Here is a 14,272-nt window from a genome sequence, read left to right as displayed (position 1 = left end):
AAAGGTATCGAGTTCTTGGCCGGGCGGTCAAAACAGGCCAACTGCCGCCGAGATTGGGTCAAATCTCAGGACGTCGCGGATGACGGTCGCTCATCCGTGCCGGTGGTGGAGCAGGCCGGTGGCGAGTGACATCAAGACGGTCAGGGCGATCGAGGTCGACTCCGGGACAGATTCGGGCGCTGACTGGCTGCTGCCGTAGTGGCTTCGCCATACGTAGTAATCACCCTGGTCGATCACGCCGCTGAAATCGTGGTCCGCTCCGGCGCCGGGCACGACGGTATCGCCCAAGGTGTCTCGCCAGGCGGTGTAGTCGCTCGCATCGACGACGCCGTCGGTGTTGTAGTCGCCGAGCAGGCCGTCGAAGAGCGTGAGCGTGACGATAGCGCTGTCGAAACGATCGGCGCCGCCGGCGACAGTGACTACGCTTGAACTTCGGGAGACGCGGAGACCGCTTCCGATCGAGCCGTCGACCAACGTCAGCTTACCCTCGATCCGCGCACTGAGGCCCATCGAACCTCCGTCGATGATGATTTCGCTGTCGTGAGTGGCGCCCGTGTTGAGCTGGAAATTGTCACCGAAGCTGCCGCCAATGATCTCCACCGGACCGGTGATCGTCGTGTTGTCGCCGAAGGACGCGTCGCGGATGGTGCTGCCCGCTCGCAACTCGCTTAACGACGTAGCGTAGCCGTACGAACCGTCGTCGATCGAAAGTTTGACGCGGCTAATAAGCGCGAAATCATCCACGGTCGCGTCCTTCAGGAGCGTCTGGTAGACATAGCCACTGGTCGGCCCTCGGACCGTAAGGCCCCGACCAATCGACCCGCCTTCGATGGTCAGGTCGGAGTTATCGAACACCGCTTCGGCGCCCATCGCAACGCCTCTAAGCGAAACGGTTGAGCCGCCTCCAAAGTACGGGCTGTCTAAGATCGCCCCTCCGACCATCGTCCAATCAACGTTGTTGGCTTCTAGATCGACCCCGACATCTTGCCCCGCCAGCGCGATGTTAGCGTCGTTGAGGAGTGAGCGTTCGCCCATCGAAGTGTTCACGATCGATACGTTCGTTCCCGCCGCGGTGGTCAAGCTCGACCATATCGTCGCGTTGGCGATCGAGACCGTGGCGCCCGCCTGCACGGTGAGCCCCTCCGCAAATGTCCCGCCGGTGATGGTCGCCTGAGCGCCGCTATATGCGATCAAACGCCCGCCAAAGGCGCCGTCGGAGATATTGGCGACGGCGTTGCTGCGGATGTACGATTCGCCCAGGAATCCGCCGCGGGCGCCAATCATGCCGCCAGACACTTCGACATAGCTGCCGGACTTCGCATCAAATCCGCGGTCGAACATGCCTCCGGTGATGGTCGTGGCGCCGCCATCTGCGACGGTGAGGCTGTAGGCTTCACCGCCCGTCATCCGTAGCTGCGAATTGAAGCCCATTTCCAAGTCATTGATCCTTCCGCCGGTAACCAGCAAGTCGACGCTGTTAAGACCACTCGAAGGCATGTTGAGATACCCACCGTGGACTTCCAACGTCGTGGTGACGCCAGGAGGCGCCGATCGGAAGAAGCGCAGGGTGGGAAGGAACACGTCGCCATCGATGGTCAGCGTCGAACCGGGCGCTAAATTGACTTGGCTCACCAGCGTGTCGCCCGAGAGGTGGAGTTCCGCGTCGCGCCACACATAGATCTGCGGGACCATTCCTCCTGAGATGTTAGCGACGCCTCCCGAGAAGATGTCGTTGCTGGGATTGAGCACGCCGCCGCTCATGTTCAACACGCCGCCGTAGAACACCTCCAGGTCGCCGAGGCTCTCGCCCCCCGTCATGTTGATGGTCGCCCCCGTCGCTTCGAGGTTGCGGCCGACAACGCCCCCTTCGCGGATCTCGACGGTGCTGCCCCACCCCGCGTTGAAGTCAGCCGGCAAGACGCCGCCGTCATCGACGACCATCGTCTGCCCGGACCGGATGCCCAGCGGGATCGTGTCGGTCGAGGCGGTGATGACGGCGGGCCCGATGGCGGGGAGCCCTACGGCCCGGAGCGTGAGCATGCCCCCAAGCCGCGATCCCGACTCCTGACGAGAGAACGCGAACGGGGTCCCATCCGCCAACGTGCCGCTGAAGGTGACGCCGGAGATGGCGTCGCCCGGGATGGTCAGCGGCGTCGTCGATCCCGGACCGCCGAGTCCGGCAATCAATTGGTCGTCGATCCGGAAGTCGCCGCCAGCGAAGGTGACGTTGCTGAGGTTCTCGGTAAAGAAACCAAAGTCGGCAAAAGTGCCACCCGAAATATTGACAGTGCTCCCATCTCTCGCAACGAAGGGTCCAACCCTGCCGCCCGAAATGTTCACGACGCTCATGTCGTTGGCGTCGAAGCGCGGGCCGACGACGCCACCCGCGATGTTGACGATGCTCCCGGCGTTCGCCTGGAAGTCGGCAGGCAACTCGCCGCCGTCGAAGAGATTCAGCACCGTGTCGGCGCCGATCGACGTGGGCGCCACAGCCGGCGGCACATCGATAATGGTTTGCGCCTCGGCAATACCCGCGAGCAACGCGAGCCCAGCAGCGGTCAGGAAAACGCGGAACATGAGTACCTGAAAAGAGCGACCGAGTTCAATCTCAGCGCGGCATGCGGCATGGTCCCGACCGAGATTATGGCAGGGGGTCTGTAGCCTGTCGAACCAATTCGTTGGTCACCCCGCCTGGCAGCCGGCGACGGCCTCGGTCGAGCAAGGAATCTCTCCGTGTGAGGCGTGACGGTCGAGGAAGCGAACGACAGCCGCGCTGCGGTCGAACCCCTCAGACCGAAGGTCGAACGCAGCGACGCCGTCATTCTGCTGCTTACAAAGCGATCCCGTAGTCAAAGTACTTGTTGATGTGATCAAAGAACGAACGGCAAACCGGCTCGTGAGGCTTCCCCCCCGGCAGATAACGGGTGTGCCTTTCAAAGCCGAGAAGATTGACGACCGGGACCAGCACGAGGGTCCCCGCGACCAATTCGAAGGGCTTCTCTCGGATCAGCCGGCGGATGGCGCCGGCGCTGTTGATCTGATCGCCATGAACCGCCGCGGTGATGCAGACGGTTGGCCCTGGTTGCTTGCCACGCCAGAGAGGCGCCAGGATCGAAAAGTCGCTACCGGAAAGCTCTGCAAGACGACGATCGAAGTCGAGAGTGCCGAGCCCGGCTGCATCTCGCCCTAGCCGCTGGTCTTGGTCTTACTAATGCGGCATCACGGCTTCTCCCGGTTCTCGACCGCCGCGGGGCGGAGGTTCTTCACTTTGAGACGCCGCTTCTTCTGTTCCTTCGCGGGGACCAAGTCGCGCATCGATTCGAGTTTGCCGTAGCAGAGCAGCTTGTCGCCCGGCTCAAGAACCCGGGAGTCCTTCGGATTCGAGATCACACTGGTCCCGCGATGGAGATTGAGCACCACGACGTCTTTGCTGCGTAGCCCGGAATCGATGATCGTCTGTCCGACGTACTCGGAGCCCTCGGGGATCACGACGTCGGCGACCCCGTAGCCCTTCGAGACGGTGAGCCGTTGTCGCAGGTCGATCTCGGGGAAGTTCACTTGATTGGCGCAGTAGTCAACGATGGCGCCGGCGATGTCGAGGCCGGTCGCCCCCTCGATCCCCTCAAGCCCGGGCGACGAGTTGACCTCCATGATCTGCGGGCCGTTGGCGCCTTCAAGCATGTCGACCCCCGCCACGCGGAGGCCCATGATCTGGGCCGCGCGGACGGCGGTTTCCTCGTAGGCCGGATCGAGGGTGATCGCTTCGGTGTTACCCCCTCGGTGGACGTTGCTGCGGTACTCGTCGCCCTGAGCGACGCGCCGCATCGCCGCGATGACGCGGTCGCCGACGACAAACGCCCGGATGTCCTTCCCCTTGCTCTCCTTCACGAAGCGCTGGATGAGGACGTTCTGCTTGGCGGTTTGGAGGGTCTCGATGATCGCCTCGGCCACCTTCGTCGTCTCGGCGAGGATGACGCCTACGCCTTGGGTGCCTTCGAGGATCTTGATGATGATCGGAGCGCCACCGGTCCGCATGATGGCTGGCATCACGTCGGCCCGGTCGCGAACAAAGGTCGAGTAGGGGATGCCGATCTCGTGCCGGCTGAGGATTTGCATCGAGCGGAGCTTGTCGCGGGAGTTCGAAATGCCGTTCGCCGTATTGGGCGTGTAGACGTCCATCTGCTCGAATTGGCGGACGACGGCCGTACCGAAGTAGGTGATCGACGCCCCGATGCGCGGGATGATGGCGTCGTAGTCGCTGAGTTCCTTCGACCGGAAGTAGAGGTCCGGCTCGCCCGCTTCGAGGTCAATGGCGAAACGCAGCGTGTTGAGGACCTTGACGTTGTGTCCGCGCTCTTCGGCCGCTTGGCGGAGCCGGGCGGTGCTGTAGCACTTCGGCGCCGTGGAAAGGATTCCTAACTTCATCGGTCGATTCCTTCACGTAGATGGTTCTTTCTTCGATCATCAAACACCGTTGTATCATAGGGGTTCGCCGTTAGCTGAGTGAGACTTCCGTGCTTGCGGGGCGCGCCCCGCTGCGAAGGCGCGCCAGCGTTCGCGAAGACCTCCGCGACGGCAAGCGGGCGAGCGGATGGCCGCGTCGCGAAGCTCATTCGTCTTCCGCCGCTGGCGCGTACGAGTTCGATAGCGCGTCACCGAAGCGCTCAAAGTCCTTGAACTGCCAGACGACTTGCTTGTCGCGGGTGACCTCGATGATCTGCGGGTTGTCGGCGCCGGCGTGGCAGTTGCCCAGGATGAGGTTGCCGTTGGGCAGTGGCTGGAGCGTCGTGACCCAGGCGAGCGTGATCCCGGGCAGGTCGTCCTGTTTGAGCCGCCAGACAATCTCCTTCTCGGGGGTCACTTCGAGAACGCTGTGACCGTTGCCGGTGGCGATCAGCGTGTTGCCGTTCGGGAGCCGCTCGGCGGCGAAGACGGCGGCGCCCCATGCCGAGGCGTCGTGCCCACCGCGCGGCGCCTTGCCGAACAGGGGGACCGCATACTCCCATACCACGGCGCCTTGCGCGTCGTACTCTCGCACCGCGCCATCCCCTTCGTGCGCGACGAGGTAGTGGCCATTGGGGAGGCGCCGCGCCAGCCGGGTGTCGTGGTGGGGGTCGGGGTGATCGACTTTTAGGGGGATCTGCCGCCGGAGTTCGCCCCGGGGGCCGACCTCGATCAGCCGGGCGGGCCCCGACTCGGCGATCATCGTGTCGCCATTCGGCAGCCGCTGAAACGAGTGGACCTCGACCCGCTTGCCCGAATTGCCATTCGACGAGGCCGAGTCGTATTCCCAGACGACGTCGCCGGTAGCCGGGTCGATCTCAACGATCCGCGTCCACGACGTCTGGAACAGCACGTTCCCGTTCGGGAGCAACTGCAAGTCGTGGATCGCCCCAATCGGGTGCTCCCACTCAATTGCGCCGTCGGCCGCAAGCAGGGCGATGCGTCCCGCGCTCGCGTCGGCCGCAAGGAGAGGGCGGCCGGGAGCGGCGGGCGACGCGGCGTGGGCGATTGGAGTCAGCACCGCGGCGGCGGCGACGGCGTAGAAACAAAGATCCGTTCGCATGGCGGTCGTGCTTGTTAGTAAAGTTTGGTGTGGACTCAGAGTGTCTTTGGCGGAATCCGTCGCCTCCCCGGTTGAACCTGCCGGGGGCGGGGGCCCGGGGCGATCGAGACTGGAGACTAAGGTGCGTCGAACGGCCCAGTAAGGAACCTGGCGTCAGGCGCCGACTCGGCGGTCGGACGCTTGGTAGGATGGGGAGCGGAAATTGGTTCGCCACGAAATGGAGACTCGCCCAATGTCGTTCCGGCTCGCCTATGGTTTCTTGGTCCTGCTGCTCGCGACAGGCGCAACGGCGGACGTGATCTACTTGGCCGACGGGCGCACCCTCCGGGGTGAGGTCACGGAGTACGTGAATGGCGTCATCCGGTTGCATGTCGTGGGAGGCGACGACAGCGTCGTCGCGTTGAACCTCATAACGCGGATCGAGTTCGCCCCCGCCGTCCCGCCCGACGACCAGACGTTGATCATCCCGCCGCCCCCCGCGTACGAAGAGGTGTTGCAGGCGTTGATCGAGAAGACGGAGGAACGGTTAAAGCAGAAAGGGGCGGACACGCGCGAGGCGGCGATTGTCTTGTACCTCGACACCGGTCTCGGGGAGCCGGCGTCCCATCCTGAGAACATTGACATTCGCTGCTACCGAGGGCTTGGCTACTCAGGGGGCCAAAGGGCGACCGCCGACGCGCCGTGGCTGCACTTCGAGAGCGTCAGGGAGCGTGAAGACGGCGTGCGTCGCCTCGAGATCGACCCGGGACCTCCCTATGCGGTCATTAACCGGAGCGTGACCCTTGTGCCGGGCAAGATCGCCAACCTGGGCCGGATCGTCTTGCAAAAAGTGAAGGCCGACGGGACGGTGACCCTCACCGGTTACGTCCGCGACGGCGCCGGCGTCCCGGTCGAGGGCGCGCTGGTGTCGGCCGACGCTCGGCGTACGCACAGCGACGCCGACGGCTTCTACCAGTTGGAGGGGTTTGGGTTGGAAGTCGTCAACCTCTCGGTCCGCAAGCGGGGCTTCGTCGGCGGGTCGTCGCGGGTCTCGATCCGTGACACCGAGAAAAAGGAGATCGCCTGCGATCTCTCTGTCTTCCGGCCTCGCCGCCTAAAGTTGTCGTATGTCATTAGCGCCGAGGGGTCGGATATATTCGAGGGGCCGGGCGTCGAAACCGGGACGATCGAACGCGTTGTTGACTCGTCCCGAATCCCGCTGGACGAGACGATCTACTCCTCGGCGTCGTTCCAGCGCTTCGCGAAGGAGGCCCACCTCTATCTCGGTGTGAAAGACGGCGCCGTCACGATCGGCAACTCCCATGCGCCGATCTTCTATCAGCTTGCGGAGCCCGAGGTACGCTTCGCCGACATCAAAGAACTCGGCGAACTGCCGATGAGCGCCCAGCGTTGCCCGCCACTGAGCGAGGGCGCGGTGATCGTCGCCCGCGGCAACCACCCCCAGTTCGGACGGGGGATTTCGCCCTTCTGCGTCAAGTTCCTCGTGGAAGAACTCTCGATGGCGGCCGGCGAGTTTAACGAGGAGGAGTTCGCGCCAGTCGAGGGCGAGTGACCGACACGAAGCTCGATGAACCGCTTGCCTTGCCGCGAGTCACTCGGCCGCGAATTCGTACGCCCCCGACTCGATTCGGTAGATGGCTCGTTCTTCGTCGCGTTCTAACAACGCGACTCCGGTGGCTTCCGCCACCGGCTGCGCTGATTCGGTGATGGTCTGGTGCTTGGCGGCGGGCACGTGCACCGTTGCCGTCGTGTTCGCAGGGATTTTTACCGCTAGCTTGAAGGCGTCTCCCTTGCGGTCCCAGCGGACGTGGATCGGGCCTCGGACCGTGTCGTGGGTTGCTTCGGCCCAGGCGAGGTCGCCCACGGGGTTGGGGCGGATGACGATCTTCTCGTAGCCGGGGGCGGACGGGTCGCTCTCGATGCCGACGAGGTCCTTGTAGAACCACTCCGTGATGTGCCCCAGCATGAAGTGGTTGTGCGAGGCGTGATGGTTGGCGTCCCACGCCTCGGTGAGGGCCGTGGCGCCGTGGGCGAGTTGGTAGCCGTAACCGGGCCGCTCGGACTGGTTGATCATGTCGTAGATCACGTCGGAGTGGCCCCCGTCGGCTAGCGCCTGCAGCAGGTAGCGGAAGCCGACGTCGCCAGCGGTCATCGCGTCGCCCCGGTCGCGGACGTCCTTCACGAGGGCGGCGAGCGCCGCGTCGCGGTCGCGCTCTTCGGCAAGGCCCATCATCAGGGCGATGGCGTTGGAGCATTGCGAGCCGGTGGCGTACGTGCCGTCGTCGTTGCGGAACTTGGCCCGCCACGCGTCGCGGATGGTCTCGGCGAGCTCTTGGTGTTTGGCGGCGTCCTCGGGCTTGTCGAGCAGCTTGGCGATCTGCGCCAATGTCTTCGCGCTCTCGTAGTAAAACGCGGTCGCGGTGACCGGTGGCGGCGTCAACTGGGCGTGGCCAGGACGGTCGGCGGGGCCCAGGTCGTACCAATCGCCGAGGCCCTCTTCGACGATCGAGTCGGTCGCCTGCGACGTGAGATACTCGAGGTAGCGCTGCATCGTCGGGTAATAGTCCGCGAACAGACTCGTGTCGCCGGTCGCTTGGTAGTGCTGCCACGGGACGAGGATGACGGCCGATCCCCATTCGGACGCCGCGCGGAACGTGCCGGGGAACTCGACGTACTCCGGCGCGATGTTCGGCACGAGGCCCGACGCGATCTGCGAGTCGGCCATGTCACACATCCCCTTGATGAACAAGCGGTGCGCGTCGAACTCGTAGCGGACGCCCGGCCCGTTGAGATGGTACTGCTCGAGCCAGCCGAGCTTCTCACGGTGGGGGCAGTCGGTGAGGACCGACACGAGGTTCGAGCGTTGCGCCCAGCGGACCAGCGTGCGGATGCGGTTCAGGAGGTCGTTGGAGCAAGCAAAGTCGCCCGCCGGCGCAGCGGTGGTGTGGACCACGACGCCGTCAACCGAGACGAGCTCCGGCAGCGCGCCCCCCTGCCCCGCCGGGATCAGATCCGCCTGCAAGTAACGGCAGCCCGCATAGAAGAACTTGGGGAACCAGGTCTCTTCGCCGTCGGTCGCCTTTGTGTACTGCCAGTAAGCGGGGCCGCGGTTGCCGCCGCAGGTGCCGCGGTCGATCTGCCCCTCGTCGTCAAGAACCTCGGCGTGGGTGAGGCGCACGGTGCTGCCCGCCGGCCCGCGCACGGTGACGCGCGGCATGAACGACGCGTTCTGGCCGAAGTCGAGGACGCTGCGCGAGTCACTCGAACGGCTAATCTCTTTAGCGGGGAGGGTCTCGATGGCGGCGATCGACGGCGCCGAGGCGGTCATGCCGCGGAGCTTGCCGCCGGGACGCACTAGCTCAACGGCGTGGCCCCACGCCGAGTCGTCAAAGCCCGCCTCGTCCCAGTCTGCCGGTAATCTGCGAGCGTCGTAGTCCTCGCCGCCGAAGATGTCATTGAACGTGATCGGCCCCGGATCGACGCGCCACGTCGGATCGCTGACAACCCGCTCGGTGGTCCCGTCCTCGTACTCGAGTTCAATCTGCACGATCGCGCGCTGTGGACCAAACGTGCCCTGGAACTTACTAAAACGGTTGCGGCGTTCGGTGTGGTGCATGCCATCGCCGAGGATGAGGCCGACAGCGTTGTCGCCATCGCTGAGCAGGCTCGTGATGTCGTGCGTTTCGTAGAGACACGTGCGGTTGTACTTGGTCCACCCGGGGGCCAGGAGGCCGTCGCCCGACTTTCGCCCGTTGAGGCTCATCTCGAACTGCCCGAGCCCGCAGACGTGGGCGATCGCCCGCTTGAGGCCGGGCTTCACCGCGAACCCTTTCCGCATCAGGACCGACTCGGTCTGCCACGGGGCGACGATCCACTCCGCCGACCAGTCGTCGGGCTCCAGCACGCCCATCGTGAACTCGGCGGGTTCGCTCCAAGCGGTCGGCTCGCCCTCTTCGTCCCAGGCCCGTACTCGCCACCAAACCGATTGTGAGGAACGAAGCGGGACGAATGGCTGCATGATCAGCGACGCGGTCGCGCCATCGACCTTCCCTTGGGTCCAAACGTCGCCGGCGTCGGATCCCGGCTTGGCGCTCTGCATGGCCTCGACTTCGTAAGCCGTCTGCTTAGCGCCGCGTCGGTCGGACTCGAGCCGCCACGAGAGCCGCGGCGTTGGTGTATCGACCCCGAGCGGGCCGACGGCGAACTCGCAGCGTAGGTCGACGACCCGCCCGCCCTCAGCGAAGGCGATCGCCGGGCACAGAGCAAGACCGCACCAGAGGGCGGACAGACAGAGACGCAACACGAACATAGGGTCGATTCAAGGGGGAAGAGTTGCGAGATGGCCAAGTCGCGGGGTGTCGATTCGCGTCAGGGCGTGCCGAGCGATTTCAGGAGCTTGCCAACCGCCGCAGGCAGCGTAGCGGCGGCGCCGAGATGGTCAGGCGTGCCGGAGGCTTCGTAAGCTTCGGCGGCGAGCGCGTGATCGGCGTCGCCATCGACGAGCACCGTCGGCCGCGGGGCGCCGAGCGCCAGCAGGCCCGGAACATCGCCATATTTTACGGCGCCGGGCAGGAAGCGGGAGTCACGCCACTCGGCGACGTCCGTAAAGCGGAAGCCGCCGATGTCGACCGCCGCGGCGTCGACCGCGTCGCCAGCCAAGGCGAGGGCGGCAATCGCGTAAGGCGCCGACGACGCGTCGGCGACAAGCCCCACCCTCTCGATACCGGGACGCAGCCGCTTGGCGACGGCGAGCGTTGCGAGCAAGTCGCCCGCCCGGTGCGCCACCGCGGTGGGGTTATAGCCGTACGTGAGCGACGCGATCGGCTTCGGATCGGGGTTGGCCGGCATCTGGGTCAGCGGTCCGTCGTCGGGCGCGAGGTCGCCTTGGGCAAAGAGGTCGACGCCCAGCACGCCGACGCCGCGAGCGAGGAGCGATGCGGCCAGTTCGCTGGAGGGATCGGCCGCCGCTTTGCCCGCTGCGGACGTGATGACGACCACCGTCGTCGCACCGACCGGCAAACGGGCGATCGCCGGCAACTCGACCCCGGCATGACGATTGGCGATCCGCAGGGGCGTCGCGCCGTCGGAATCGGCTAGCTCGCCGACGACTTCCGCGTCCGCCATCGCCTGCTCGGCGCCGCAGAGAAGGACCTCGAAGGCGCCGCCAACCACGTCGCGGTACTCGGCTAGCGACGTCGCGTCGTGCGGCGTCAGGCCTTCCAGGAGGGCTTCCGACTGGGCGGCCATCACGCGCATCAATTCGATCTCGTGCCCGCGATCGACATCGGCGTCGGCGATGCTCGGCGTCGTCCGGACCTCGTCGGGCGTGACCGGCTTGTAGTCGGTCTCAACGACTCGGTCACCCGCGTCGAGTCCGAGCCAGCGGTCGAGCCACGGGTACATCGCCGCGCGGCTGGCGTAGTTGTAGTTGTGAGGGAACTGGATCAGCGAAGCGTGCGTCACGTGGTCGGGGACGCCGAGCATCGTGTAGAGACGTTGCAGTTCCGGGTACCCGTCCTCGGCGGTGTGGCGGGTCCAGTCGTCGGCCGACGCCATGCCGAGCGGCTTGGGCGCCATCAGGGCGGCGAACTCGACGTTCGAGGTACCGATCCGCAGGCAGCAGGCGTTCTCACAGCCACAGCCCCCCTGCATCGCGGTTGAGACCATCACCACGGGGAACGCCACGGCCGGGCGGTCGTCGACGGCGCACAGCATCAGCGTCTGCGTGGCGCCGCTGCTGCCGCCGGTGACGGCGAGGCGCTCGGGATCGACGTAGGGAAGCGACTCGAGCCAGTCGAGCGCGCAGAGCGAGTTGTAAGTCTGCACGCCGAGCGGCCCCTGTATGCGGAGTTCTGCCTGGGCGCTGTAGAAACCCCAGGCGTTGGCTTCTTTGAGGATGGTGCTCTCACGGGGTCCGTGTATCGCCTCAAGCGAAAACTGCCGGCTGTCGCCGTAGCCGAGCATGTCGTAGAGGAACACAACGCAGCCCATCCGCGCCAGCTGTACACAGCGGGCTTGCAACGGGTGGCGGCCACCCCGCTCGAATCGCTCGGCGCCGCTGGCGAGTTGCCTCGCCAATTCGTCGTCGCCCCAGGCGTGGAAACGACCGCCGCCCCAATGCCCGTGGGGACAGAGGACGCCCGGCCGCAGCTCGGTCGCGTCGCCGGCAGGGCGGTACAGGCTTCCGGTGACAACCAAACCCGGGTAGCTCTCAAGCGAAACCGACTCGATCGTGTAGCCGTCCCGCTTCACCGGCCGTCCAATCACGGCGTGCGGCGCTGGGCGTTGCGGCATCGGCCAGAGCCCGCCCGCGACCTGGACCTGCCGGCGGACTTCTTTCGCCCGATCGGCCCAGGCCTCCGGCGTCACCGGGGGATCGAAGGGGAACCGATCGGTCCGCAAGTTGATCAGCCCCTCAAGGCGCGGATCGGCGTCGGCGATGGCGGCTGCCCCGCCGGTGGCGATGAGGGCTACGACAACGCCGCCGAGCACCAAACGCCAAGCCCGCTGGCGACAATTCCAGACGAAGGCCACGTTCACCCCTTCGAGACGGGATGGCGGGATTCGGTGCGTTTGCGGAACGCCTCGACGTCGCCTTGGCGGAGCGGTTCGACACTGAAGTGGACGGCGCCGCGTCCCACCATCGGCAGCTGCCGCTCGTCGCCGCGACATAGCGAGTCGAGCATGCTGATCGCCTCGTAGCCGTACTTGTACGGGTCCTGGGCCACCGCGGCGTAAACCGTGCCGGCTTCGATGCCGTCGAGGATCGCGTCGGACGTGTCGAAAGCGATCAGCTTGACGCGCTCGGTCGCTCCCAAGTCCTCAAGCGTTCGCATGACGACCGGGCCTTGCCGCGAGTTGAGCGTGACGACGCACGCAAGGTCCGGGTGTCCGTCGACGAGGTCGCGAATCTGTTTCTCGCAGGCCGCGTCATCCCCCTCGTCGGTGAAGAAGCCGAGGATCTTGTAACGGCGGTCGGTGGGCGACTCCTCGGGATTGGGAGACTCGGCGATGCGGGTGCGGATCCCCCCTTGGCGTTCGATCAAGTTCTCCTTGGTCTTGTTGGCCATTAGGACGGCGATCTCGCCCCCCTCCGGGATGGCCGATTTGACGAGGGTGCCGGCGACCAGCCCGGCGCTGAAGTTGCTCGTGCCGATGTAGCCATGCCGGCCTGATTTTGCGGCGTCGGAGTCGAACGTGACGATCGGTTTGGTGACGCCAATCTGCGTGATCAGCGGCGCCTGGCGCTCGGGCTCCACGGGGCTGATCGCCACGGCGCCGACGTCCGAGCTGCTGACCACCGACAAGATCTGCATCTGTTCGGCGACATCCTCGGAGTTCTTCGGCTGGTGGACGACGAGGCGGATGCCACGCTCGTCGGCGGCGGCGGTCGCGCCGTCGATCGCTGCTTGCCAGTAGGGACCCTCACCGCCCGTTATGAACGCGATGCTCTCGGGCGAAGGCCGCTTGGGATCGGTCCATTCGACCGTCGAGCGATAGAGCAGCACCGCCGCGATCGCGATCGTGGTCAGGGCCCAGAACGCCTTGCTGCTAAACATTTGGAACCGCCGTTTAGTCGAGAAAAGGGTGACCGCCTCTGCGAGCAAGGCGGTCCTTGGCCGATCCGCCGACGAGACGCGGTCACTCAGTCGCCGTCGTTACGGCCTCCAAGCAGGGCGAACACATCGGGATCAACGTCGTAACCGTAAGTGTGCGCCGAACCGTCGCAGAAAGCCATCTGGAAAGTGGTGGGGTGCGCCGCGCCGAATCGGAATCGATGGACCGACTTGTCGGCCGAACCATCTTTCACCGGCGGGTAAGGCTGCGCAATGGTGATCGCACCGCCTTCGCCGGTGTTGCCCGAGTTGTCTTGGTCATGACCGGTGTAGAGCGATTGGTCGTCGGATGAATCGGTCCCCGTCAGGTAGTTGTTGGGGTGCAGCGCTTTCTCGCCCGCGAGCACGGTGTGGGAAGTTCCGTCGGTCACGTGGGCGACCGAGACTTCGCTGCGGCGGTAGATGACGCCGTTGTACGACGTGGGGACGGGCCCTTCGAGGAAAGGCTTGATCGTGCCCGGCGCGGGTCCGACATTGTCGGCCCGGCTGCGGTTGCCGGCACAGGCGCGGTAATCGCTGCGGGCGACATAGCAGCTGCCCACCTCACAATCCTGAGCGTTGAACGCGAGCACCGGGAACGTCGAATCAACCAGCAGGTGGGTCGTGAGGGGGCGCTTCGAAGGGCAATTGAATAGCGGCAAGGCGGTTGTCACCAGCTGGACCATCTCGGCGCGGCTCTCAAGCGACGCCTCGAGGCCAAGGACGTAATTGGACACCACGCCGTGTCCCAGGTCACGTAGCGGCTGATTGTCGGTGTACGCCAGCAAGTTGTAGGCCCAGCTGCCTGGTTGATTGCCCCCGTAGCCCGAATCGGCATCCCCTACCCAGCGGTACCCCCATCCCCCGGTGGGATAGTGCCCGTGGTCGGCGACGTGGTTCATCGCCGCCAGGGCCATCTGCTTCAGGTGATTGACGCACTGCGTGCGCCGCCCCGCCTCGCGGGCCGCCTGCACGGCGGGCAAGAGCAACGCAACGAGGACGCCGATGATCGCGATCACCACCAGCAGCTCGACCAGCGTGAACGCGGCGAAACGTGACAGCCGGTAGGGCGCCGAACGGCGGGTGGCGGCGTCTGGTGGCATGGGCTCCC

The 14,272-nt window shown here is 65.5% G+C and carries 9 protein-coding genes; 1 reads left to right on the top strand and 8 read right to left on the bottom strand.

The window, feature by feature from the left end; all coding sequences use genetic code 11:
- Nucleotides 1-90 precede the first annotated feature (90 nt).
- The 4 genes from Pla108_RS09085 to Pla108_RS09070 all read right to left on the bottom strand — a co-directional run bounded on the left by Pla108_RS09085 (nucleotide 91) and on the right by Pla108_RS09070 (nucleotide 5,566).
- The gene (locus Pla108_RS09085) at nucleotides 91-2,577 is read right to left on the bottom strand and encodes a hypothetical protein (protein WP_146444620.1); all 2,487 of its coding nucleotides are present in this window, start codon (nucleotides 2,575-2,577) and stop codon (nucleotides 91-93) included.
- A 253-nt stretch (nucleotides 2,578-2,830) separates the two neighbouring features.
- Nucleotides 2,831-3,037, bottom strand: a complete 207-nt coding sequence (locus Pla108_RS21620; RefSeq protein WP_390615640.1) for a hypothetical protein — start codon at nucleotides 3,035-3,037, stop codon at nucleotides 2,831-2,833.
- A 182-nt stretch (nucleotides 3,038-3,219) separates the two neighbouring features.
- Nucleotides 3,220-4,425 carry a RimK family alpha-L-glutamate ligase gene (locus Pla108_RS09075; protein WP_146444619.1) on the bottom strand — a complete coding sequence of 402 codons (1,206 nt, stop codon included), beginning with the start codon at nucleotides 4,423-4,425 and terminating at the stop codon, nucleotides 3,220-3,222.
- 184 nt (nucleotides 4,426-4,609) lie between these two features.
- Nucleotides 4,610-5,566 carry a beta-propeller domain-containing protein gene (locus Pla108_RS09070; protein ID WP_146444618.1) on the bottom strand — a complete coding sequence of 319 codons (957 nt, stop codon included), beginning with the start codon at nucleotides 5,564-5,566 and terminating at the stop codon, nucleotides 4,610-4,612.
- Between the two features lie 232 nt (nucleotides 5,567-5,798).
- Here Pla108_RS09070 and Pla108_RS09065 point away from each other — a divergent pair, with 232 nt between their 5' ends.
- Nucleotides 5,799-7,118 carry a carboxypeptidase-like regulatory domain-containing protein gene (locus Pla108_RS09065; protein WP_197526422.1) on the top strand — a complete coding sequence of 440 codons (1,320 nt, stop codon included), beginning with the start codon at nucleotides 5,799-5,801 and terminating at the stop codon, nucleotides 7,116-7,118.
- Nucleotides 7,119-7,157: 39 nt separating this feature from the next.
- On the opposite strand, the gene Pla108_RS09060 is transcribed toward Pla108_RS09065, so the two are convergent.
- From Pla108_RS09060 to Pla108_RS09045, 4 genes are all read right to left on the bottom strand, one after another.
- Nucleotides 7,158-9,875 carry a glycoside hydrolase family 78 protein gene (locus Pla108_RS09060; protein WP_146444616.1) on the bottom strand — a complete coding sequence of 906 codons (2,718 nt, stop codon included), beginning with the start codon at nucleotides 9,873-9,875 and terminating at the stop codon, nucleotides 7,158-7,160.
- Nucleotides 9,876-9,934: 59 nt separating this feature from the next.
- Complete coding sequence (locus tag Pla108_RS09055) at nucleotides 9,935-12,100, bottom strand: alpha/beta hydrolase family protein (protein ID WP_197526421.1); 2,166 nt, start codon at nucleotides 12,098-12,100, stop codon at nucleotides 9,935-9,937.
- Nucleotides 12,101-12,102: 2 nt separating this feature from the next.
- Nucleotides 12,103-13,125, bottom strand: coding sequence for a substrate-binding domain-containing protein (locus Pla108_RS09050; protein ID WP_146444614.1), 1,023 nt, complete (start codon nucleotides 13,123-13,125; stop codon nucleotides 12,103-12,105).
- 86 nt (nucleotides 13,126-13,211) lie between these two features.
- Nucleotides 13,212-14,264 carry a DUF1559 family PulG-like putative transporter gene (locus tag Pla108_RS09045; protein ID WP_146444613.1) on the bottom strand — a complete coding sequence of 351 codons (1,053 nt, stop codon included), beginning with the start codon at nucleotides 14,262-14,264 and terminating at the stop codon, nucleotides 13,212-13,214.
- Between the last annotated feature and the right edge of the window lie 8 nt (nucleotides 14,265-14,272).

This window comes from Botrimarina colliarenosi, assembly GCF_007859955.1.
GTDB classification, from domain to species: domain Bacteria; phylum Planctomycetota; class Planctomycetia; order Pirellulales; family Lacipirellulaceae; genus Botrimarina; species Botrimarina colliarenosi.
Note: the sequence above shows the minus strand (reverse complement) of the source record. Positions and strands in the feature narration are given on the sequence as shown.

Coding starts and splice junctions, on each gene's coding strand:
- Pla108_RS09075 (WP_146444619.1), bottom strand. CDS start 4,425: ATGAAGTTAGGAATCCTTTCCACGGCGCCGAAGTGCTACAGCACCGCC.
- Pla108_RS09050 (WP_146444614.1), bottom strand. CDS start 13,125: ATGTTTAGCAGCAAGGCGTTCTGGGCCCTGACCACGATCGCGATCGCG.
- Pla108_RS09070 (WP_146444618.1), bottom strand. CDS start 5,566: ATGCGAACGGATCTTTGTTTCTACGCCGTCGCCGCCGCCGCGGTGCTG.
- Pla108_RS09060 (WP_146444616.1), bottom strand. CDS start 9,875: ATGTTCGTGTTGCGTCTCTGTCTGTCCGCCCTCTGGTGCGGTCTTGCT.
- Pla108_RS09065 (WP_197526422.1), top strand. CDS start 5,799: ATGTCGTTCCGGCTCGCCTATGGTTTCTTGGTCCTGCTGCTCGCGACA.
- Pla108_RS09045 (WP_146444613.1), bottom strand. CDS start 14,264: ATGCCACCAGACGCCGCCACCCGCCGTTCGGCGCCCTACCGGCTGTCA.
- Pla108_RS09085 (WP_146444620.1), bottom strand. CDS start 2,577: ATGTTCCGCGTTTTCCTGACCGCTGCTGGGCTCGCGTTGCTCGCGGGT.